The sequence below is a fragment of the Caballeronia sp. Sq4a genome, assembly GCF_023170545.1.
In the GTDB taxonomy this organism is placed as follows: domain Bacteria; phylum Pseudomonadota; class Gammaproteobacteria; order Burkholderiales; family Burkholderiaceae; genus Caballeronia.
Window position 1 is genome coordinate 380,460 of sequence record NZ_CP084250.1, and the last position, 22,050, is coordinate 402,509.

General features: G+C 63.8%; 21 protein-coding genes. 11 read left to right on the forward strand and 10 right to left on the reverse strand.

The features are described from left to right. Positions 1–25 precede the first annotated feature (25 nt). Positions 26–1,069, reverse strand: coding sequence for a tRNA preQ1(34) S-adenosylmethionine ribosyltransferase-isomerase QueA (gene queA, locus LDZ24_RS01815; protein WP_248321208.1), 1,044 nt, complete (start codon positions 1,067–1,069; stop codon positions 26–28). 80 nt (positions 1,070–1,149) lie between these two features. Between queA and recG the strand changes: the two genes are divergently transcribed. From recG to LDZ24_RS01855, 8 genes are all read left to right on the forward strand, one after another. Then, complete coding sequence (gene recG, locus LDZ24_RS01820; protein ID WP_248321209.1) at positions 1,150–3,348, forward strand: ATP-dependent DNA helicase RecG; 2,199 nt, start codon at positions 1,150–1,152, stop codon at positions 3,346–3,348. A 150-nt stretch (positions 3,349–3,498) separates the two neighbouring features. Next, complete coding sequence (locus LDZ24_RS01825; RefSeq protein WP_175939478.1) at positions 3,499–4,458, forward strand: hydrogen peroxide-inducible genes activator; 960 nt, start codon at positions 3,499–3,501, stop codon at positions 4,456–4,458. A gap of 201 nt (positions 4,459–4,659) precedes the next feature. Further along, positions 4,660–5,031 (forward strand): DUF805 domain-containing protein, encoded by a 372-nt coding sequence (locus LDZ24_RS01830; RefSeq protein WP_248321211.1) that lies wholly within the window; start codon positions 4,660–4,662, stop codon positions 5,029–5,031. A 308-nt stretch (positions 5,032–5,339) separates the two neighbouring features. Continuing rightward, on the forward strand, positions 5,340–6,830 hold the full coding sequence (locus LDZ24_RS01835) for a catalase (protein WP_248321213.1): 1,491 nt from the start codon (positions 5,340–5,342) through the stop codon (positions 6,828–6,830). 53 nt (positions 6,831–6,883) lie between these two features. Next, entirely contained in the window at positions 6,884–7,048 is a 165-nt protein-coding gene (locus tag LDZ24_RS01840; protein ID WP_175939481.1) for a hypothetical protein, read from the forward strand. A 166-nt stretch (positions 7,049–7,214) separates the two neighbouring features. Further along, positions 7,215–7,703 carry a Dps family protein gene (locus LDZ24_RS01845; protein WP_175939482.1) on the forward strand — a complete coding sequence of 163 codons (489 nt, stop codon included), beginning with the start codon at positions 7,215–7,217 and terminating at the stop codon, positions 7,701–7,703. A gap of 116 nt (positions 7,704–7,819) precedes the next feature. After that, positions 7,820–8,680 (forward strand): 4-hydroxybenzoate octaprenyltransferase, encoded by an 861-nt coding sequence (ubiA, locus tag LDZ24_RS01850; protein WP_248321214.1) that lies wholly within the window; start codon positions 7,820–7,822, stop codon positions 8,678–8,680. 37 nt (positions 8,681–8,717) lie between these two features. Next, positions 8,718–8,867: a hypothetical protein gene (locus LDZ24_RS01855; RefSeq protein WP_248321215.1), complete on the forward strand. Its 150-nt coding sequence runs from the start codon at positions 8,718–8,720 to the stop codon at positions 8,865–8,867. Between the two features lie 100 nt (positions 8,868–8,967). On the opposite strand, the gene proC is transcribed toward LDZ24_RS01855, so the two are convergent. The 6 genes from proC to LDZ24_RS01885 all read right to left on the reverse strand — a co-directional run bounded on the left by proC (position 8,968) and on the right by LDZ24_RS01885 (position 16,106). Continuing rightward, positions 8,968–9,780, reverse strand: a complete 813-nt coding sequence (gene proC, locus LDZ24_RS01860; RefSeq protein WP_248321217.1) for a pyrroline-5-carboxylate reductase — start codon at positions 9,778–9,780, stop codon at positions 8,968–8,970. Positions 9,781–9,793: 13 nt separating this feature from the next. Next, positions 9,794–10,489, reverse strand: coding sequence for a YggS family pyridoxal phosphate-dependent enzyme (locus LDZ24_RS01865; RefSeq protein ID WP_248321218.1), 696 nt, complete (start codon positions 10,487–10,489; stop codon positions 9,794–9,796). Between the two features lie 45 nt (positions 10,490–10,534). Further along, the gene (glcF, locus tag LDZ24_RS01870; protein ID WP_248321220.1) at positions 10,535–11,761 is read right to left on the reverse strand and encodes a glycolate oxidase subunit GlcF; all 1,227 of its coding nucleotides are present in this window, start codon (positions 11,759–11,761) and stop codon (positions 10,535–10,537) included. Positions 11,762–11,780: 19 nt separating this feature from the next. Beyond that, complete coding sequence (gene glcE / locus LDZ24_RS01875) at positions 11,781–12,869, reverse strand: glycolate oxidase subunit GlcE (RefSeq protein ID WP_206467544.1); 1,089 nt, start codon at positions 12,867–12,869, stop codon at positions 11,781–11,783. A 132-nt stretch (positions 12,870–13,001) separates the two neighbouring features. After that, positions 13,002–14,567 carry an FAD-linked oxidase C-terminal domain-containing protein gene (locus LDZ24_RS01880; protein ID WP_241269821.1) on the reverse strand — a complete coding sequence of 522 codons (1,566 nt, stop codon included), beginning with the start codon at positions 14,565–14,567 and terminating at the stop codon, positions 13,002–13,004. 123 nt (positions 14,568–14,690) lie between these two features. Beyond that, positions 14,691–16,106, reverse strand: coding sequence for an FAD-binding oxidoreductase (locus LDZ24_RS01885; RefSeq protein WP_248321222.1), 1,416 nt, complete (start codon positions 16,104–16,106; stop codon positions 14,691–14,693). A 202-nt stretch (positions 16,107–16,308) separates the two neighbouring features. On the opposite strand from LDZ24_RS01885, the gene LDZ24_RS01890 reads away from it, so the two are divergent. The 3 genes from LDZ24_RS01890 (at position 16,309) to LDZ24_RS01900 (ending at position 18,123) form a co-directional block, all read left to right on the forward strand. Next, positions 16,309–16,863: a cob(I)yrinic acid a,c-diamide adenosyltransferase gene (locus LDZ24_RS01890; protein WP_248321224.1), complete on the forward strand. Its 555-nt coding sequence runs from the start codon at positions 16,309–16,311 to the stop codon at positions 16,861–16,863. Positions 16,864–17,145: 282 nt separating this feature from the next. Beyond that, entirely contained in the window at positions 17,146–17,532 is a 387-nt protein-coding gene (locus LDZ24_RS01895; protein WP_256465376.1) for a GIY-YIG nuclease family protein, read from the forward strand. Between the two features lie 60 nt (positions 17,533–17,592). After that, positions 17,593–18,123 (forward strand): hypothetical protein, encoded by a 531-nt coding sequence (locus tag LDZ24_RS01900; RefSeq protein ID WP_248321228.1) that lies wholly within the window; start codon positions 17,593–17,595, stop codon positions 18,121–18,123. A 43-nt stretch (positions 18,124–18,166) separates the two neighbouring features. Here LDZ24_RS01900 and aroG read toward each other — a convergent pair whose 3' ends face one another. The 3 genes from aroG to LDZ24_RS01915 all read right to left on the reverse strand — a co-directional run bounded on the left by aroG (position 18,167) and on the right by LDZ24_RS01915 (position 22,043). Beyond that, complete coding sequence (gene aroG, locus LDZ24_RS01905) at positions 18,167–19,240, reverse strand: 3-deoxy-7-phosphoheptulonate synthase AroG (RefSeq protein WP_248321230.1); 1,074 nt, start codon at positions 19,238–19,240, stop codon at positions 18,167–18,169. A gap of 327 nt (positions 19,241–19,567) precedes the next feature. After that, the gene (gene tldD / locus LDZ24_RS01910) at positions 19,568–21,034 is read right to left on the reverse strand and encodes a metalloprotease TldD (RefSeq protein ID WP_248321232.1); all 1,467 of its coding nucleotides are present in this window, start codon (positions 21,032–21,034) and stop codon (positions 19,568–19,570) included. A 175-nt stretch (positions 21,035–21,209) separates the two neighbouring features. Further along, on the reverse strand, positions 21,210–22,043 hold the full coding sequence (locus tag LDZ24_RS01915; RefSeq protein ID WP_248321234.1) for a carbon-nitrogen hydrolase family protein: 834 nt from the start codon (positions 22,041–22,043) through the stop codon (positions 21,210–21,212). Positions 22,044–22,050 lie beyond the last annotated feature (7 nt).

A 22,050-nucleotide genomic window follows, 5' to 3' on the forward strand; every position in this document is an offset into this window, starting at 1 on the left:
TCCGGCGCGTCGGGTTGAGAAAAGCTCAAGCGCGCGTGAGCAGCATCGCGTCGCCATAGCTGAAAAAGCGGTAACGCGCCTCGATCGCGTGACGGTACGCCTCGCGGATCGTCTCCATGCCGGCGAACGCGGAGACGAGCATCATCAGCGTCGATTTCGGCAAATGGAAGTTGGTAATCAGCCGGTCGACGATGCGGAATTCGTAGCCCGGCGTGATGAAGATATCGGTTTCTGCGCTGGTCGCGGCAAGCGGGCGGCCGGCCTCGGCGGCGTCGCGGGCGGCGGCTTCGAGCGCGCGCATGGAGGTCGTTCCGACGGCGATCACGCGATTGCCGCGCGCCTTCACGGCCGCGATGCGATCCACGAGCGACTGCGGCAGCGCGTACCACTCGCTATGCATCTTGTGCTCGGCGATGTTGTCGACGCGCACTGGCTGGAACGTGCCCGCGCCGACGTGCAGCGTAAGCGTCGCACGTTCGACGCCGCGCGCATCCAGCCGGGCGAAGAGGGCGTCATCGAAATGGAGGCCCGCCGTCGGCGCGGCCACCGCGCCGGGATTCGCGGCATAGACGGTCTGGTAGCGCGATTCGTCGTAGGCGTCGGCGTCGTGCTCGATATACGGCGGCAGCGGCAAGCGCCCGTATTGCTCGATGAGCGTCAGGCAATCGGCCGGGAAATGCAGCGTGTAGAAGGGCTCGACGCGCTCGCCGACGGTCACGTCGAACGCGTCCGCGAGCTTGATCGTGCTGCCCGCCGCGGGACTCTTGCTCGCGCGAATTTGGGCGAGCGCGGTCGTCGGGCCGGTAAGGCGCTCGATCAGCACTTCTACGCGCCCGCCACTGGCCTTCTGGCCGAAGAACCGCGCCTTCAGGACTTTGGTATCGTTGAAGACGAGCAGGTCGCCCGGCTGAATCAAGTCGGGCAGTTCGGAAAAGCGCCGGTCGATGAGCGTGGCCGGCAAGGCGCGGTTGTCCACTTCGAGCAGGCGGCTCGCGCTGCGCTCGGCGAGCGCGCTCTGCGCGATCAGCTCGGGCGGCAGATTAAAATCGAAATCGGAAAGCGTGAACATGGCTTGAAGTCGTGCGAACGAAGCTGAAAACAAGGCACCAGCGCCGAACAAACCTCACATTGTACTTGCGAAGAGATTAGATGCCCTTGTCCGACCGTCGCCTGTCATCCCCGGCCGATGCGCTTTCCGGCGCCGAACCTGGCGCCGCGCTCGCAGCCGCGCCGGCGGCCAAGCGCGCGAAAGCCGGCGACGACGCGGCCAAGAAGACGAAGCCCGTCGTGAAGACGGCGGACAAGCTCGCGAAGCTCGGCCTCAAGTCGGACATCGACCTCGTGCTGCATCTGCCGATGCGCTACGAGGACGAAACCTCGCTCACGCCGATCGCAGAACTGATTCCCGGCGACATCGCGCAGACCGAAGGCATCGTGTTCGACAACGAGATTGCGTATCGGCCCCGAAGGCAGTTGCTCGTCAAGATTCACGACGACGCCGGCGACGAACTCACGCTGCGTTTTCTCAACTTCTACGGCTCGCAAGTCAAGCAAATGGCCATCGGCACGCGGCTGCGCGTGCGCGGCGACGTGCGAGGCGGCTTCTTCGGGCTGGAGATGGTGCATCCGGCGGTGCGCCCCGTCGATGGCGACACGCCGCTGCCGCAGGCGCTCACGCCCGTTTATCCGTCGACGGCGGGCATCTCGCAGGCGTATCTGCGCAAGGCCATCGACAACGCGCTCACCCGCGTCTCCTTGCCGGAGCTGTTGCCGGACCCGGTGGCGCGCGCCCATCTCGCGCCGCTGAATCTACCGGGCCTGCTCGACGCGGTGAAGACGCTGCATCATCCGCGCGCGGATTCGGACGAAACCGCGCTCATCGACGGCACGCATCCGGCGTGGACGCGCATCAAGTTCGAGGAATTGCTCGCGCAGCAGCTATCGCTCAAGCGCGCGCACGCCGAGCGCCGCACGCGCGCCGCGCCCGCGATGCCGCGCCGGACCGCGAGCGATGCCGGTTCCCTTGTCGCGCGTCTGTTGCATGCGCTGCCGTTCCGGCTGACCGGCGCTCAGGAGCGAGTGGTCGCGGAAATCGCGGGCGAACTGACGCTCGCGCATCCGATGCAGCGTCTGCTTCAGGGCGATGTCGGCAGCGGCAAGACCATCGTGGCGGCGCTCGCGGCGGCGCAGGCCATCGACGCCGGTTATCAGGCCGCGCTGATGGCGCCGACCGAAATCCTCGCCGAGCAGCACGCGCGCAAGCTGCGCGGCTGGCTGGAACCGCTCGGCGTGTCGGTGGCGTGGCTCGCGGGGAGTCTGAAGGCGAAGGAAAAGCGCGCCGCGAGCGAGGCGGCGGCGCTCGGCACGGCGCAACTCGTTATCGGCACGCACGCGATCATTCAGGACACGGTGGAATTTGCGCGTCTCGGCCTCGTGATCGTGGACGAGCAGCATCGCTTCGGCGTCGCGCAGCGGCTCGCGCTGCGGGCGAAGGCGCAGAACGCGTCCGATGGCGCGCGCGACTTCCAGCCGCATCAGCTGATGATGTCCGCGACGCCCATTCCCCGCACGCTCGCCATGACGTACTACGCGGACCTCGACGTATCCACCATCGACGAATTGCCGCCGGGCCGCACGCCGATTCTCACCAAGGTCGTCTCGGACGGCCGGCGCGACGAGATCATCGGCCGCGTGCGCGAGGCGGCGCTGACCGGGCGGCAGGTCTACTGGGTGTGTCCGCTGATCGAGGAAAGCGAAACCTTGCAGTTGCAGACGGCCGTCGAGACGTACGAGACGCTGGTCGCCGCGCTGCCGGAATTGCGCGTCGGGCTGGTTCACGGGCGGCTCGCGCCTGCCGAGAAAGCGGCCGTCATGGACGCCTTCTCGCGCAACGAAGTGCAGTTGCTCGTCGCGACTACCGTGATCGAAGTGGGCGTGGACGTCCCGAACGCGTCGCTGATGGTGATCGAGCACGCCGAGCGCTTCGGCCTCGCGCAGTTGCATCAGTTGCGCGGGCGCGTGGGGCGGGGCAGCGCGGCGTCCGTGTGCGTGCTGATGTATTCGAATCCGCTCTCGCAGACGGCGCGCGCTCGTTTGCAGACGATGCGCGGAACCACCGACGGCTTCGAGATCGCGCGCCGCGATCTGGAAATACGCGGGCCCGGCGAATTCCTGGGCGCGCGTCAGTCGGGCGAGGCCATGCTGCGCTTCGCGAGCCTGGAACAGGACGGCTGGCTGATCGAGACTGCGCGCGAGGCGGCCCAACAGATGCTCGACGCCTTCCCGGAGGCCGTCGAGCGGCATCTCGCCCGCTGGCTCGGCGCACGCGAGCAGTATCTGAAGGCATAGGCCGCGAACTTGGCGGCGTTTCGTCGGTCCCTATTTGATTCGAGTGATTCGCGCTTCATCCGCGCGCGCCGGCCATCGACGAGTTGTCGAACCGGCATTCCCGGGTGTATAACTCAAACCTATTGAATCCATGTCTTCCATTGGTCCCCAATGACGCTTACTGAATTGAAGTACATCGTCGCGGTGGCGCGCGAGCGGCACTTCGGCCGCGCCGCCGAGGCGTGCTTCGTCAGCCAGCCGACGCTGTCGGTGGCAATCAAGAAGCTCGAAGACGAGCTGAATGTGCAGATCTTCGAGCGCGGCACGAGCGAGGTCAGCGTCACGCCGATCGGCGAGCAGATCGTCACGCAGGCGCAGCGCGTGCTCGAACAGACGCTCGCCATCAAGGAAATCGCCAAGCAGGGCAAGGATCCGCTCGTCGGGCCACTGCGTCTGGGCGTCATCTACACCATCGGGCCGTATCTGCTGCCGACGCTCGTCAAGCAGATGATCAAGTCGGTCCCGCAGATGCCGCTCATGCTGCAGGAAAACTACACGCTCAAGCTGATCGAGCTTCTGAAGCAAGGCGAAATCGACGTCGCGATCATGGCGCTGCCGTTTCCCGAAACCGGGCTGATGGTGCGCGCGCTCTACGACGAGCCGTTCGTCGTGGCGATGCCTTCCGGCCACGCGTGGGAGAACCGCAGCAAGATCGACCCGGACGATCTGAAGCAGGAAACCATGCTGCTGCTCGGCAGCGGTCATTGCTTCCGCGATCATGTGCTCGGCGTCTGTCCGGAACTGATGCGCTTCTCGCAAAACGCCGACGGCATTCAGAAGACGTTCGAAGGCTCGTCGCTGGAAACGATTCGGCATATGGTCGCGAGCGGCGTCGGCATCACGGTGCTGCCGCGCATGTCGGTCATGGAAGTGAAGCCGCACGCGCCGGGCATCGACTCCGGCTTGCTCAGCTACGTCCCGTTCGACGAACCGGTGCCGGACCGGCGCGTGGTCCTCGCGTGGCGAAAGAGTTTCACGCGGATGCCGGCAATCGACGCCATCTCCGATGCCATTGCCGCTTGCGATTTACCGGGCGTTAAAAAGCTGGATATGCCGGTGGCGGTGAATTAAGCCGACTTCTGCTTTTCGATTGATCTGAACCGCGCGCTCGAAAGAGGCGCGGTTTTGTTATTTGCGGCCGAGCTTTTATGCGGTTCTGTGTTTTTTGGTCAATTGCCGCGATCGCGATAAAAATGCTGTTTCTCGCGCCATAGGATTTTTGTCCGGGCGCGGCATGTCCGTCGCGCCTCATACACAGGAACGAGAATAAAAATGGGCTTTTCAGAAGCAGTTCGCGTGGCGTTGATCGAAAAATTCGCTACTTTCAACGGCCGTGCTCGCCGTTCGGAATATTGGTACTTCCAGCTTTTCGCGGGCATCGTCGCGGGCGTTGCAATGGTGCTGATGGGCATGAATGAAGATTCGCTAGCCGTTATTTCGCTCGTCTCGATCGTGGTTCTCGCGCTGTTCGTGCCGAGTCTCGCAGTCACGGTTCGACGGCTGCACGACACCGGCCGGTCCGGGTGGTTTTATCTCGTCGCGTTCGTGCCGATCGTCGGCGGCATTCTGGTCTTTATCTGGACGTGTTCGCGCGGCACGGACGGCGTGAACCGCTACGGTTCCGATCCGCTTAACGCCGCGTGATACCCGGACGGCGCCATGCGCCGTCCCATCCGCGCCATCCGCGCCACCCGCCTATCGGATAAATAAAATTAATCGAATAGCGAAATCCGATAGCTTTGATAAGCTCTGTTCCCAGAGAGCCGCCCGGCTCTGACAAGACACGAGGAACAGAGCGATGACATCCCGCCAGCCCGCCGCATCCCGCGCCGCTTCGGCAGCGACGCCATGGTCCGAACTGCGCGCCGTCGCGCTCGACGTCCTCGCCGCCTTCGCCCGCACTGCGTGACGCCTTCTTCATCCCAAGCCAACACAAACCACGGAGTATCACGATGACGACCCAACGACTCACCACCGCCAGCGGCGCGCCCGTAGGAGACAACCAAAACTCGCAGACCGCCGGCCCGCGCGGCCCCGTGACGCTGCAGGATTTCTGGCTCATCGAGAAGCTCGCGCACTTCGACCGCGAAGTGATTCCCGAGCGCCGCGTGCATGCGAAGGGCTCGGGCGCGTTCGGCACGTTGCGCGTGACGCACGACATTTCCCGCTACACGAAGGCGAAGCTCTTCAACGAAATCGGCAAGGAAACGCCCATTTTCATGCGCTTTTCGACGGTGGCCGGCGAGCGCGGCGCGGCCGATGCCGAGCGCGACGTGCGCGGCTTTTCCATCAAGTTCTATACGGAAGAGGGCAACTGGGACGTGGTCGGCAATAACACGCCGGTGTTTTTCATTCGCGATCCGCTCAAGTTTCCCGACTTCATCCATACGCAAAAGCGCGATCCGTACACCAACCTGCGCAGCAACGTGGCGGCGTGGGATTTCTGGTCGCGTCATCCGGAATCGCTGCACCAGGTGACCATTTTGATGAGCGATCGCGGCATTCCGAAGAATTATCGGCAGATGCACGGCTTCGGTTCGCACACCTTCTCGTTCATCAACGCGAATAACGAGCGCTTCTACGTGAAGTTCCACTTCAAGTCGCAACAGCCGCTCGAAAACTTCACGGATGCCGAAGCCGCCGCCGTGATCGCCGCCGACCGCGAAAGCGCGCAGCGCGATCTCGTCGAGAATATCGACCGGGGCAACTTCCCGCGCTGGAATTTCCGCGTGCAGATCATGCCGGAAGCGGACGCGGCGACTTACCGCTTCAACCCGTTCGACATCACGAAGGTGTGGCCGCACAAGGACTATCCGCTCATCGATGTGGGCGTGATCGAGCTGAACCGCAACGCGCAGAACTACTTCGCGGAGGTCGAGCAGTCGGCTTTCACGCCGGCGAACGTCGTGCCGGGCATCGGCTTTTCGCCGGACCGGCTGTTGCAAGGGCGGCTTTTCTCGTACGGCGACACGCAACGCTATCGCCTCGGCATCAATCACCATCAGATTCCGGTGAACGCGCCGCGCACGCCGGTGGCGAATCCGTTTCATCGCGATGGCGCAATGCGCGTCGACGGCAATCTCGGTGGCCGCGTGAACTACGAGCCGAACCGCTTCGGCGACTTCAGCCAGGACCCGAGCGTGAACGAGCCGCCGCTCGCGGCGGGCGCGGTCGATCGCTACGATCATCGCGAGGACGAGGACTACTACAGCCAGCCGGGCGCGCTCTTCCGCCTGTTCGATGACGGGCAGCGCGAGCGGCTCTTCGGCAACATCGCGCGGCACATTCACGGCGTGCCGAACGAGATCATCGCGCGGCAGATCGAGCACTTCCGCCGCGCCGATCCGGCCTATGCGCAAGGCGTCGTCGATGCGCTCGCCCGCATCGGGCAGCGGGTCGACGCGAACAAGGACATCGACGAGGAAGATACGGCCGCTGTGTGACTCGCGTGAAAGGCGCGGCGGCAACGGTCGAACGGGAACGCAGGAGCAAGATCATGACCCAGACACTGAACATCATCGGCCAGGCGGTGGATCGCCTGGAAGCGACGAGCCGCCGGGCAACGCGCGGTGCGCGCGTCGCAGTTGCTTTCGGAATCGTGGCGGCGGCGTACGGACTCGTCGTCGCGAGCGCGCTGCATGGCGCGGGCGGGTTCGCCTGACGTCATCCGCCTTGCGCAGCGCGCGGCATGAGCGCCGCGAAGCCTTGCTGCACAAGGAAACCGCCGCGTTTCTAAGATACACTGTCGATCGCTCGAAACGCCGCGCGGCGAAACAATGCGTCACGCGCGGCGCACCACGTTCGAATCACTCTTTCACGGAGTCATCATGGCGAAAAAAGGCATTGCACCTGCCGTCAACATCGGCATCAACGACAAAGACCGCAAGCGGATCGCCGACGGGCTGTCGCGGCTGCTCGCGGACACCTACACGCTCTACCTGAAGACGCACAATTTCCACTGGAACGTCACGGGGCCGATGTTCAACACGCTGCACCTGATGTTCGAGACGCAATACACGGAACTGGCGACGGCCGTCGATTCGATCGCGGAACGCATTCGCGCCCTCGGCGTGCACGCGCCGGGCAGCTATCGCGACTTCGCGAAGCTCTCGTCGATTCCGGAAGCCGAAGGCGTGCCCGACGCCGAAGACATGATCCGCCAACTGGTGGAAGGTCAGGAAGCGGTGGTGCGCACGGCGCGCGAGATTTTCCCGGCGACCGAAGCCGCCAACGACGAGCCGACCGCCGACCTGCTGACGCAGCGCATGCAGACGCATGAAAAGACCGCGTGGATGCTGCGCTCGATGCTCGCGTAAAGCGCTTCTCTTGTCCGTTCAGGAAACCCGTGCGATGTACTGCACGGGTTTTTGCTTTTCAGAGCGGCGCGCAGCGCTGGACTAAAATATCTGCTCTTCCGTTCCGGCCGCCTTCCATGCTCGCCCGTCTCCCGCTCTATATGCGCCTCGTGCGCCTGGACAAGCCCATCGGCAGCCTGCTGCTTTTGTGGCCGACGCTCAACGCGTTATGGATCGCGTCGGATGGCCGGCCATCGCTGATGCTGATCGTGATCTTCGCGATCGGCACGCTCCTGATGCGCTCGGCGGGTTGCGCGATCAACGATTACGCCGACCGCGATTTCGACCGCTACGTGAAGCGCACCGCCGAGCGGCCGATCACGTCGGGCAAGATTCGCGCGTGGGAAGCGGTGGCGCTCGCGGCGGCGCTGTCGCTCGTCGCGTTCCTGCTCATTCTGCCGCTCAACGCGCTCACGAAGGAACTGTCGGTTTTCGCGCTGTTCGTCGCGGGCACGTATCCGTTCACCAAGCGATTCTTCGCGATTCCGCAGGCGTATCTGGGCATCGCGTTCGGCTTCGGCATTCCGATGGCGTTCGCCGCCGTGCAGGATCATGTGCCGATGCTCGCGTGGATCATGCTCGCGGCCAACGTGTTCTGGTCGGTGGCGTACGACACCGAATACGCGATGGTCGATCGCGACGACGACATCAAGATCGGCATTCGCACGTCCGCGCTCACGTTCGGCCGGTACGACGTGCTCGCCGTGATGCTGTGCTACGCCGCGACGCTCGCGGTGTATGCGGGCATCGGCGTCGCGCTGCACTTCGGCTGGCCGTACTGGCTCGGCTGGCTGGGCGCGGCCGGCTGCGCGGGGTATCACTACACGCTTATCCGAAATCGCGAGCGCATGGCGTGCTTCGCCGCGTTCAAGCACAACAATTGGCTGGGCGGCGTGTTGTTCGCGGGGATTGCGCTTCAGTACGCGCTGGCAGGCTGAGAGTGCGCGGCGCGTGGCGATTCATTGATGCTCGATCGTGTCGATCTCATCAAGCTCGACATGGAAGGCAATCGGACTGGACGTGCTTCGGGGCGCGAAGGAAACCATCGAGCGGTGCGCGCCCGTCATGCTCGTCGAAGTGTTCAAGAACGACGAGAAACTCATCCGGACGTTCTGCTCGCGTTGAACGCACGTGACCCGCTGTTGAGGCATATCGCGCAGCGCGGCAAGAGGTTTTTCATCGAATAACCCGCGCGCGCCACGTCATATCTGCGCTTTCAAGAGCCTCAAGCCGCGCCGAATTCATCCCCCATTTCCTTGGCCCGCGCTTGTGCCGCCAGCGCGCCGCGCACGATCGCGTCCTTCACGCCTTGCGCATCGAATGAGGCGAGCGCGGCCGCCGTCGTGCCGCCCTTCGATGTCACGCGCTCGCGCAGCACGCTCGCCGGTTCGCTCGACTGCGCCGCGAGTTGCGCCGCGCCCGTGAACGTCGCGACCGCGAGCGCGCGGCCTTGCTCATCGTCCATGCCGAGGGCGCGCGCCGCTTCCTGCATCGCTTCGATGAAATAGAACACGTACGCCGGACCGCTGCCCGAGATGGCGGTGACGGCGTCGATCTTCGCTTCGTCGTCGAACCAGACGGTCGCGCCGACCGCTTCCAGCACTTGCGATGCAAGCGCCTTCGCCTCGTCGCTCACGCCCGGCAATGCGGCGAGCCCCGTTACGCCCATGCCGATGAGCGCGGGCGTGTTCGGCATGGTGCGCACCACGTTCGCGTAGCCGCCGAGCCACCGCGAGAGGTCCGCCGCGCGGATGCCCGCCGCGATGCTGATGACCGTCTGCCGCGCGAGATGCGGCGCGAGCGCCTCGGCGACGCCTTTGAGCACCTGCGGTTTCACGGCGAGCAGGATGGCGTCGTAGCCCGCGAGCTTCGCGTCGATGGCCGCGCCCGTCTCGATGCCGAATTGCTTCGCGGTGCGCGCGCGCGCTTCGTCGTTGATGTCGATGGCGTAGATATCCGCAGGCGCGACGCCGCGCTTGATGAGACCGCCGATGAGCGCCGCGGCCATGTTGCCGCCGCCGATGAATGCGATTTTCATGGTGAGTGATGAGTCAGTGGGTGTAAGTGCGCTTGCCGAAGATCGCGGTGCCGATGCGCACGATGGTCGCGCCTTCGAGCACGGCGGCTTCGAGATCGGCGGACATGCCCATCGAAAGCGTGTCGAGTTCGAGGCCGTCGGCGCGCAGCGTACCCATCAGATCGCGCAGGCGCGCGTGCGGCGCGCGCTGGGCGTCGAGCGTGTCGGCGGGCTCGGGAATCGACATCAGCCCGCGCAGACGCAGGCCGGGCAGCTTGGCCACCGCATGCGCGAGCGCCGCGGCGTCATGCGGCTCGACGCCGCTTTTGGATGCCTCGCCGCTCACGTTCACCTGCACGCACACGTTGAGCGGCGTCGCGCCTTCGGGACGCTGCGCGGAAAGGCGCTCCGCAATTTTCAGGCGGTCGATGGAATGCACCCAGTCGAACTGCTCCGCGACGAGCTTCGTCTTGTTCGATTGCAGCGGCCCGATGAAATGCCATTCGATCTCGCGGCGCAAGTCTGCGAGCGCCGCGATCTTCGCGATGCCTTCCTGCACGTAGTTCTCGCCGAACGCCCGCTGGCCGGCATCGAAGGCGGCGCGCACGTCGTCGGCGGGGAAGGTCTTGGATACGGCGAGCAGCGTGACGGACGCCGGATCGCGCGACGCGCGTTCGGCGGCCTGCGCGATCCGTTGACGGACTTCTTCTAGATGTTGAGCGATGGACATGCGCGAGCGACATTCATGGCGGATCGGGCCATTATACGAATCCGCCTAGCCGTACAGCAGATGCTCCAGAAGCTGAATCCAGTGCGTCACCGGCGTGGATGTGCCGCTTTGCAGATGCGCGATGCAGCCGACGTTCGCCGACACGATCATCTGCGGCTCGGTCTTTTCCAGCCGGTCGAGCTTCTGGTTGCGCAGCGCGTAAGCCATTTTCGGCTGCAGCACCGAATACGTTCCGGCCGATCCGCAGCACATGTGCGCGTCCGCGGGCAGGCGCACTTCGAGACCGAGCGCCGTCAGAAGATGCTCGACGCGCCCGCGAATCTGCTGCCCGTGCTGCAACGTGCACGGCGGATGGAATGCCACGGTATGCACCGCACGCCGCCGCGCCAGTGCGACGAGTTCTTCTTCGAACGCCGGCAGAATTTCGGCCAGATCGCGCGTCAAGTCGACGATGCGCCGCGCCTTGTCCGCATACATCGGATCGTTGCGCAGCAGGTGCGCGTACTCCTTGACCGTCGCGCCGCAGCCCGACGCGTTCATCACGATCGCCTCGACGCCGCTTTCGACATACGGCCACCACGCGTCGATGTTGTTGCGCACGTCGTCGAGCGCGTCATCGTTATAGCCGAGATGCAGACGAATCGCGCCGCAGCAGCCGGCGCTCGGCGCGGTCACGATCTCGATGCCGAGCGCATCGAAAACGCGCGCCGTCGCCGTGTTGACGTTCGGCATCATCGCGGGCTGCACGCAGCCGGCGAGCATCAGCATCTTGCGCGCGTGCTTGCGCGTGGGCGGCGCGAGCGGCTTCTCGGGCACCGGAATCTTCGCGCGCAGCTTGCGCGGAAGCACGCCGCGCACTTGCTGCCCGAGCTTCATCGCGGGCGTGAAGAGCGTGCTGTTCGGCAGGAAGCTCGCAAGAAAGCGGCGCTGGATGCGCTGACGCATCGGCCGCTCGACCTTCTGCTCGACGACCTTGCGGCCGATCTCGACGAGTTTGCCGTACTGCACGCCCGACGGGCACGTGGTCTCGCAGTTGCGGCACGTGAGGCACCGGTCCAAATGCGTCTGCGTGCTGCGCGTGGCGGGCGCGCCCTCGAACATCTGCTTCATCAGATAGATGCGCCCGCGCGGTCCGTCGAGTTCGTCGCCGAGCAGTTGATACGTCGGGCAAGTCGCCGTGCAGAAGCCGCAGTGGACGCACTTGCGGAGAATCGCGTCGGCTTCGTCGCCATCGGCGGTGCCGCGGATGAAATCGGCGAGATTGGTTTGCATTGCGTGTTGCTCGGTTCGCCTAAAAATCGGGATAAAGCCGGGCGCGGTTGAAGATGCGCGCCGGATCGAACGCGGCCTTCAACCCGCGGTGAATCTTCATGAGCGGCGCGGGCAGCGGCGTGAACACGCCCGCGTTGCGGTCGTAGGCCGAGCCCGCGCGAAAGATCGTCGCGTGGCCGCCGGCCTGCTTCGCGCTGATGCGCACGGTCTGCGGATCGGTGTCGGTGATCCACCAGCGTTGCGCGCCGCCCCATTCCATGAGTTGCGCGCCCGGCAGATGCAGCGGCTCCGCAATCGACGGCAGCGCGAGTCGCCAGAGCGCCGAGCGCGGTTCGATCACGGCGAAGAACGGGTCCGTCTGTTCGCGCAGGCCGATCCAGAAGCGGTCGGCCTCGACCGCATCCACCACTTCGCCACCGAGCGAATTGCGCGCGGTCTTCACGGCCGCTTCCGCGCCCGCCAGACGCAGCGCGAGCGTGCCGTCGCGCCACGCGCTGCCGCTGATCGGCAACGGGTGGCCGCCCCATTCATTGAGCTTGCGCACGCCGTCGGTGGCGTGCATGTCGAATTTGAGCGTGGCTTCCGCGACGGGTCGCGGCAGCACCTTCACCGACAATTCGAGAATCAGCCCCAGCGTGCCGAGCGATCCCGCGAGCAGCCGCGCGACGTCGTAGCCCGCGACGTTCTTCACCACTTGCCCGCCGAAGCGCAGCACTTGCCCGCGTCCGTTCATCACGGCCGCGCCGAGCACGAAATCGCGCGCCGCGCCGGTCCACGCGCGGCGCGGTCCGGCAAGACCCGCCGCGATGCAGCCGCCGAGCGTCGCATTGCGGCCGAAGTGAGGAGGCTCGAAAGGCAGCATCTGGCCATGTTCTCTTAACGCAGCCTCGATTTCAGCAAGGGGCGTTCCGCTTTTCGCGGTGATGACCAGTTCCGCCGGATCGTACGAAATGATCCCGCGATAGGCGCGCGTGTCGAGAATCTCTCCCTGGAGCGTCTGGCCGTACCAGTCTTTCGTGCCGCCGCCGCGAATGCGCAGCGGCGCGCCGGTCTCGCTGGCCCGGGCGATCCGCTCCGACCAGGCGGCGACGATGTCGTCCTGTTCCATGGTGTCCCGCTCTTGTGATCCGCTTTTCGTATGGCTTGCGCTACGCCTGTCCGGTCGATTGTACCGGCCGCTTAACGCAGCCGTACCCGGACAAACGTGGATAGCGAAACGCGCGGCGAGCGCGGCGGCCGATCAGAAGCGCGGCAGTTCGGGATGCGGCAGGAGGCCGCCGCGAATGTGCATCTTGCCGTACTCGGCGCAGCGCGCGCGCGTGGGAATGGCCTTGTCGGGATTGAGCAGGCGCAGCGGATCGAACGCGCGCTTGACCGCGTGAAACGCGTCGCGCTCTTCCGGCGAAAACTGCACGCACATCGAATTGATCTTCTCGATGCCCACGCCATGTTCGCCCGTCACCGTGCCGCCGAGCTCCACGCAGGTTTCGAGAATGTCGGAACCGAACGCTTCCGCCCGATGCCATTCGTCGAGATCGTTGCCGTTGAAGAGAATCAGCGGATGCATGTTGCCGTCGCCCGCATGGAACACGTTGATGCAGCGGAGCGCGTACTTCTTCTCCATCTCTTCGATGCGCGCGAGCAGCGGTCCGATGGCGCGGCGCGGCACCGTGCCGTCCATGCAGTAATAGTCGGGCGAAATGCGGCCCGCAGCGGGAAACGCGTTCTTGCGGCCGGACCAGAACTTGAGCCGCTCGGCTTCGGAACGTGAAATCTGAATGCGCGTCGCGCCATGCTCGCGCAGCACGGCGGTCATGCGGACGATTTCCTCGGCGACTTCGTCGTACGTGCCGTCGGATTCGCACAGCAGAATGGCGGCTGCGTCGAGATCGTAGCCGGCCTTGACGAACTCCTCGACAGCGCGCGTCGCGGGCTTGTCCATCATTTCGAGGCCGGCCGGGATGATGCCCGCCGCGATGATCGCCGCCACCGCGTTGCCGCCTTTGACCACGTCGTCGAAGCTCGCCATGATGACCTGCGCGGTCTGCGGCTTCGGAATCAGCTTGACGGTGACCTCGGTGACGACGGCGAACATGCCTTCGCTGCCGATCAGCACCGCGAGCAGATCCAGCCCCGGCGCATCCGGCGCGAGCGAGCCGAATTCGACGATATCGCCTTCCATCGTCACGGCGCGCACGCGCAGCACGTTATGCACGGTAAGGCCGTATTTCAGGCAGTGCACGCCGCCTGAATTCTCGGAGACGTTGCCGCCGATGGTGCAGGCGATCTGCGACGACGGGTCCGGCGCGTAGTACAGCCCGTAAGGCGCGGCGGCTTCCGAGATGGCGAGATTGCGCACGCCGGGCTGCACGGTGGCCGTGCGCGCGTACGAATCCACTTCGATGATGCGCCGAAAGCGCGCGAGCGACAGCACGATGCCGTGGCGAATCGGCATGGCGCCGCCGGAGAGCCCGGTGCCCGCGCCGCGCGGCACGATCGGCACGCCGAGCCGCGCGCAGATCTGCACGACGCGCTGGACCTGCGCTTCCGTCTCGGGCAGCACGACCGCGAGCGGCAGGCGCCGGTAGGCGGCGAGACCGTCGCATTCGTAGACGGACGTGTCCTCATCGCGAAACAGCAGGCAATGCGTGGGCAGCACGGCCATCAGCGCCTGCACGACTTCGCGCTGGCGCTCGGCGAGCTGTTCTTCCGTGAGCGCGGGCGCGTCCTCGTGCGGCAGATTCGGCGAGAATTCCGGCGCGGCGGCGTCGGAGAACTCGGGCTTGAGTTCGTCGGGTGCGTTCATGTCTCCTCCCGGCGCCTGAACATGACGGCGCGTATTCGATAAAAGTCTCTGACGCGGCGACACCCCATGTTGCGCGCTCGTGGCTTCTTCGTCCACCGGGCGCGCGGGATGCGGCGGCGTTGCTTAACGCGTGAACGCGAAGATCTTGCCCGGATTCATCAGGTTCTTCGGATCGAGCGCGTGCTTGATGGACCGCATCACGTCGATGCCGTCTTCGCCGTGCTCGTCGAGCATGAAGTCCATCTTGTGCAGCCCGACGCCGTGCTCGCCCGTGCACGTTCCGCCGACTTTCAGCGCGCGCTCGACGATGCGCCGGTTCAGGCGCTCTGCTTCGTCGCGTTCCTCGGGCTTCGCGGGATCGAGCAGCATTGCGACATGAAAATTGCCGTCGCCGACGTGTCCGACGATCGGGCAGGGCAGCGACGAGCCGAGCAGGTCCTTCTCCGTCTCTTCGACGCATTCGGCCAGACGCGAGATCGGCACGCAGACGTCGGTGGTCACGGCGCGGCAGCCGGGCTTCAGTTGCAGCATCGCGAAATAGGCGTTGTGGCGCGCGGTCCAGAGGCGGCTGCGGTCTTCGGGACGCGTCGCCCATTCGAAGTCGGTGCCGTGGTTTTGCGCCGTAATCTCCTGCACGGTCTGCGCCTGTTCCTTCACGCCCGCTTCGGTGCCGTGGAATTCGAAGAACAGCATCGGCGATTCGCGCAGCGTCAGATTCGAATGTCGATTGATGGCCCGCACCGCGAGCTTGTCGACGAACTCGACGCGGGCGATCGGCACGCCCATCTGGATCGTTTCGATGACGGCGCGCACGGCGTCGCCCATCGACGGGAACGCGCAGACGGCCGCGGAGATGGCTTCGGGCTGCGGATAGAGCCGCACCGTGATTTCGGTGATGACGCCGAGCGTGCCTTCGGAGCCGACGAAAAGCCGCGTCAAGTCGTAACCCGCCGACGATTTGCGCGCGCGCGTGCCGGTATGGATGACGCGGCCGTCGGCCAGCACGACGGTCAGCGCGAGGACGTTTTCGCGCATCGAGCCGTAGCGCACGGCGTTGGTGCCCGAGGCGCGCGTCGCCGACATGCCGCCGATGCTCGCGTCCGCGCCGGGATCGATCGGAAAGAAGAGGCCGGTGTCCTTCAGCGCTTCGTTCAGCTGCTTGCGGGAAATGCCGGGCTGCACGGTGGCGGTGAGGTCTTCGGCGTTGATCGAGACGACGCGGTTCATTTCGGACAAGTCGATCGAGACGCCGCCTTGCACCGCGAGCAGATGCCCTTCGAGCGAGGATCCGTTGCCGTACGGGATGATCGGCACATCGTGCTCGGCGCACAGCCGGACGATGGCCTGCACCTCTTCCGTGCTGCGCGCGAACACGACGGCGTCGGGCAATTGCGGATCGAACGGGGATTCGTCGCGGCCGTGATGTTCGCGCACGGCCTGGCTCGTGCTGACGCGCTCAGCGAAGTGTTGCTTGAGCGCGTCGAGCAGGGCGGCGGGAAACGGCCGGCGGATGGCATGCGGCAAGGCGGGGTGATTCACGGGCGTCTCCGGCGGATTTTTTGTCGATTTCGTGCTTCGGGCGGCGTGCGTGCTGTTTGGCGGTTGCACGGCAGGGCGCCGAAATGCTGTCTTATTCTACGCGCGGGACGCTCGCGGCGCGCGGCGTCGGGGGGGAAGCGAGGGGCGCTGCCTATAATGCTTCGGCAGATTTTTGGCGCATTTGAATGACAAAGGAGCAGTGATGGGTAACCGCCTCAGCAAGATCGCGACGCGCACCGGCGACGATGGCACCACCGGACTCGGCGATGGCCGCCGCGTTTCGAAAGACGATGCGCGCATTGCGGCGATCGGCGATGTCGATGAACTGAATTCTTCGTTGGGCGTGTTGTTGTGCGAGGCTTTACCGCCGGATGTGCGTAATGCGCTCACGCAGATTCAGAACGATTTGTTCGATCTGGGCGGCGAATTGTCTATTCCGGGACATTCGATGATCTCGGATTCGCATTTAGCGCGGTTGGATGCGTGGCTCGCGGATTACAACTCGACTTTGCCGCCGCTTAAGGAGTTTATTTTGCCGGGCGGGTCGAGAGCGGCGGCTTTGGCGCATGTTTGCCGCACGGTGTGTCGAAGGGCGGAGCGGGCGATTGTTGCTTTGGGGCGTATTGAAGTCGATGCGGTTAATGACGCGCCTAGAAGGTATGTTAATCGGTTGTCGGATTTGTTGTTCGTGTTGGCGCGGGTTTTGAATCGGGCGGATGGGGGCGTCGACGTATTATGGAAGCATACTTTAGATTGAGGACAGTCAAGAATTTTTGAAGAATTTTGAGGAAGCGGTTGCGGGAAATACGGTGATGCGCTACCTTTTCTCCGAACTGTGCGAGCTCTCGGAAAAATGGAGACCGATTAGATTGGCAGAACTAACCAAAGAGCAGATTTCCTTCTTAAGGCTGCATCGAATCCCAGAGTCATTGCTTTTCGATGCGTCCGGACTATCTAAGAAAGCGCGCGAGACAGCGATGCGCGAACTGCAAAAAAATTTTTCTATGGTGGTTCAGAGTGCGCGAAGGGTGGGCATACATTGCGCACTAAGGCAGGGCATTGCATCCAATGCGACACCTCGAAAATAGCATTTCAGCTCAGAAGCTCCGATTCGGGCTTTGTTTATCTTGCGCACTCCGAATCGACGGGATACGTGAAGATTGGCTATAGCAGAGACGACCCGCACGCTCGCATGGAAAAGCTTCGCGAACAGGCTTATGGCGGGGCTCGCGATTGGGTTATGAAGCGAGTTGTTTGGCTCGAGCGAGATGCGGGAAGTCATGAGTTCGCAATCCAATATCGGTTATCCGAGTTTCAGAGGCTAGTCGAATACGAAAAGCAACTCGGATCGATCGTGGTGTGCCGCGAAATTTTTGCTTGTCGTCTCGCCCACGCCATAAAAGTGTTTGAGCAGGTGCCGATCTGACAAGTCAGCACTGACCCGGCGTGAGTGCGTCAAATTCTCTAGTGAGCGCGTTGCCCAGAAATGTTGAACCTTTATCTGCTTGACTTGCCAGTCTATCGCGTGGATGAGCAACGCTACTATCGTGATAGGGCCGAGTTCATCGATCGCGTCCTTTCTTCGCCCGGCGCTGAGCATAGCGACAGATGGCCGTTACGTGGGAAGAGTCATGCAGATCATCTTGCCAATGCTACATTTCATCTCGAGAGATCTTTTGGAGGATGTTGGCTCTTCAACGAGATCATTGGCTATATTCGGCTTCATTTTCTCGGAAGTCAAGTGAGAGGCGAGTATTACTGTGTCGGTCATCGGCGCATCAGAAAGACCAGAAAAAAGCAGTTCGAGTTCCAAACCTGGAAATTGGCTGTAGAACGTAACATTGACGAGAAGTCGACCAACGAACAAACCTTCGCTGCGATCATGAAATATGTCGATCACTGCCGCGCTGAGTTGCCCGGCCGCTACATCGACGACAGTCAGCTCTCAAGGCTGGGACCTTTCATCGACTGGCGAGGCCTGCGCCAGATCGCACATCGAGAGGGCGCCTCCGAATAAACACCGGAGGGGCACGCTCGCGGCTCTTCATGAGGTGTGACCGTTATCTCGGGTGGCCCCTCTTGACCCGCCGCTGTTTGACCGCTTCCGCCAATCCCTCGAGCACCCCGACGCTCTCCTCCCACCCAATACAAGCATCAGTAACGCTTTGCCCGTAAGTAAGCTCGCACCCTTCCTTCAAATCCTGCCGCCCGGCGACAAGATGCGATTCCACCATCACGCCGACGATCCGCTCATCGCCAGCGGCCAACTGACGCCCGATATCCGCGCAAACCGGAATCTGATTCTCATGCTTCTTCGAGCTATTCGCATGGCTGGCGTCGATCATCAAGCGCGCCGCTAATCCCGCCTTGCCGATATCGCTGCAAGCCGCATCCACGGAAGCCGCATCGAAGTTTGGCGTCTTGCCACCGCGCAAAATGATATGGCAGTCCTCATTCCCAGCGGTCGAAACAATCGCCGAATGCCCGCCCTTCGTCACAGAAAGAAAATGGTGCGGCTGCGAAGCGGCCTTGATCGCATCCACCGCGATTTTCACGTTGCCGTCCGTGCCGTTCTTGAATCCGACCGGACACGAAAGCCCCGAAGCCAGTTCCCGATGCACTTGCGATTCGGTCGTCCGCGCGCCGATCGCGCCCCAGGAGATCAAATCCGCGATGTACTGCGGGCTGATCATGTCGAGATATTCCGTCCCCGCGGGCAACCCAAGCTCGTTGATATGCATGAGCAATTCCCGCGCGGCACGCAATCCGTCGTTGATCTTGAAGCTGTTATCCATATACGGATCGTTGATCAGCCCTTTCCAGCCCACCGTCGTGCGCGGTTTTTCGAAATACACGCGCATCACGATTTCCAGTTCGCCCGCGAACCGCTTGCGCTGCTCGATCAAGCGCCCCGCATATTCCAGCGCCGCCTTCGGATCGTGAATCGAACACGGCCCGATGATGACGATCAACCGGTCATCCATGCCATGCAGAATGCGATGCATCGATTGCCGCGCGTTGAAGATGACATCGGACACCGGCTCCGTGCAGGGAAATTCGCGGATCAAATGCGCGGGCGGGACGAGTTCCTTCAACTCACGGATACGAACGTCATCGGTATTGTGCGGGGGCATGGCGATTCTCCAACGGCAATGTTCTGAGCAAAAAATGGAAGGCAAAAAAAAACCGCCAGACTCTCTGGCGGTTTTTCGGGAATTCGGTTTTGCGTATCTGCAACCTACGACTCACCCCTCTCGATCCGCCAGCGGCTTGAGATGCCAAAAGAAATAAAAATAAAACTTGGCGGACATGGTGAGCACAGGGCGCATTGCAAAAGGGTGACCGTCTTTATAACCTCAAACGGGCGGCGCTGACAAGCGGCCGCGCGTCGAACGCGGGAAATCCGCATCGGCGGCTTCGAACGATTCCGATCGCGCCACCGCCGATGCGGCAAAACTGCATCAAATCGTGCCACCCACCGTCATCTTCTCGATACGCAACGTCGGCTGACCGACGCCGACCGGCACGCTCTGGCCTTCCTTGCCGCACACCCCCACGCCGCTGTCGAGCGACATGTCGTTGCCGATCATCGTCACGTATTTGAGCGATTCCGGACCGCTGCCGATCAGCGTCGCGCCCTTCACCGGGTATGTGATCTTGCCGTCCTCGATCATGTACGCCTCGGACGCCGAGAACACAAACTTGCCATTGGTGATATCCACCTGACCGCCGCCGAAATTGACCGCGTACAGGCCGTTTTTCACCGACGCGAGAATCTCCTGCGGGTCCTTGTCGCCGTTGAGCATGTACGTGTTCGTCATGCGCGGCATCGGCAGCGCGGCGTACGACTCGCGGCGCGCGTTGCCGGTCACCGGCATCTTCATCAGGCGCGCGTTGAGCGAATCCTGAATGTAGCCCTTCAGAATGCCGTCTTCGATCAGCGTCGTGCACTGCGTCGGGTTGCCTTCGTCGTCGATATTCAGCGACCCGCGGCGATTCGGCAGCGTGCCGTCATCCACCACCGTCACGCCCTTCGCCGCCACCTGCTCGCCGATGCGGCCCGCGAACGCCGACGATCCCTTGCGGTTGAAATCGCCCTCCAGCCCGTGTCCGACCGCCTCGTGCAACAGCACGCCGGGCCAGCCCGGCCCGAGCACGACCGTCATCGCGCCGGCCGGGGCAGGGCGCGCTTCCAGGTTGACGAGCGCGGCATGCACGGCGTCGTCGACGTACTTCGACAGAATATCGTCCGTGAAGTAACCGTAGTCGAAGCGTCCGCCGCCGCCGCCCGTGCCGATCTCGCGCCGGCCGTTCTGCTCGGCGATCACCGTCACCGAGACGCGCACGAGCGGCCGCACGTCCGCCGCCAGCGCGCCGTCGCTGCGCGCGACGAGCACGACGTCGTATTCGCCCGCGAGCCCCGCCATCACTTGCGTGATGCGCGGATCGCGCCCGCGCGCCATCTGTTCGACGCGCTCCAGCAGCCTGACCTTCGCGTTGGCATCGAGTGAATGGAGCGGATCGGCGGGCACGTATAGATCGCGGCCCGAGACGCCCGTGAGCGTGCTCGCCGGCTTGATCTTGTGCTTGCCGCCGCCCGCCTTCGCGATCGCCCGCGTGGCGAGCGCGGCCTGGCGGATGGACTCGGGCGAAAGATCGTCGGAATAGGCGAAAGCCGTGCGCTCGCCCGACACGGCGCGCACGCCGACGCCCTGATCGATGCTGAAGCTGCCCGATTTGACGATGCCTTCCTCCAGACTCCACGCTTCGCTGCGCGTGGACTGGAAGTACAGATCCGCGTAATCGACGCGATGCGTGAAAATCTCCGCGAGCGTGCGCGTGATGAGACCCTCGTCGAGGCCGTACGGCGTCAGGAGAACGTCCTTCGCCGTGACCAGGTTGCGGATGCCGGGTTCGATGATGTTCATGCGGTGCCTATTGCGTTGATGCAGCGTGTTCGGTGAATTCGGACAATTCTACTGTCCGCGTCGTTCAGGCCATGTGCGGGACCACTTTCGCGCGTTCAAGGCCGTCAAAAAGCCTATTTTCGAGATGCGGCGCGTCAGCGCGACGTCGGGACATCGGGACGTGGCGCAGGAACGCCTACGCGATCACCCGATGCCGGTACGCCGGCAAACTCTGCCGCACGTTCGCGATGCGCTCGGGATCGATCGCGCCCGCGACGACGCCCGCGCCTTCCTCGCGCACGGCGACGATCTCGCCCCACGGGTCGATCAGCATGCTATGTCCCCATGTGCGGCGGCCGTTTTCGTGCTTGCCGCCTTGCGCGGCGGCGAGCACGTAGCATTGGTTCTCGATCGCCCGCGCCTTGAGCAGCGTCTCCCAGTGCGCACGGCCGGTGGTGTACGTGAACGCGGACGGCACGACCATCAGCGCGCAGTCGCCCATCTTCCGGTACAGCTCGGGAAAGCGCAGGTCGTAGCAGACGGAGAGGCCCACGCGCCCGAATGGCGCTTCGAAGGTCCGCACGTCCGCGCCGGGCACGATGCTGCGCGCTTCGTCGAACGATTCCTCGCCCTTTTCGAAATTGAACAGATGAATCTTGTCGTAGCGCGCGACCTGCTCGCCGTCCGGACCGAAGACGAGCGACGTGTTCAGCACGCGCGACGCTTCCGGCGACTTCAGCGGTAGCGTCCCGCCGATGACCCACACGCCATGTTTGCGCGCAGCCTCGGAGAGGAATTGCTGGATCGGGCCGTCGCCGGGCGTCTCGCGGATCGCGAGCTTGTCGGTGTCCTTGAGACCCATGAAGCAGAAGTACTCGGGCAGCAGCACCAGTTGCGCGCCGCCTTGCGCCGCCTCGGCGATGAGCCGCCCGGCCTCTGCCAGATTGCGGTCGCGATCCGGCGTGCTCACCATTTGCAGCGCGGCGACCGGGAACGGCCGCACGGTGCTTTCGCTCGATTGTTCGGTCATGTTCGTG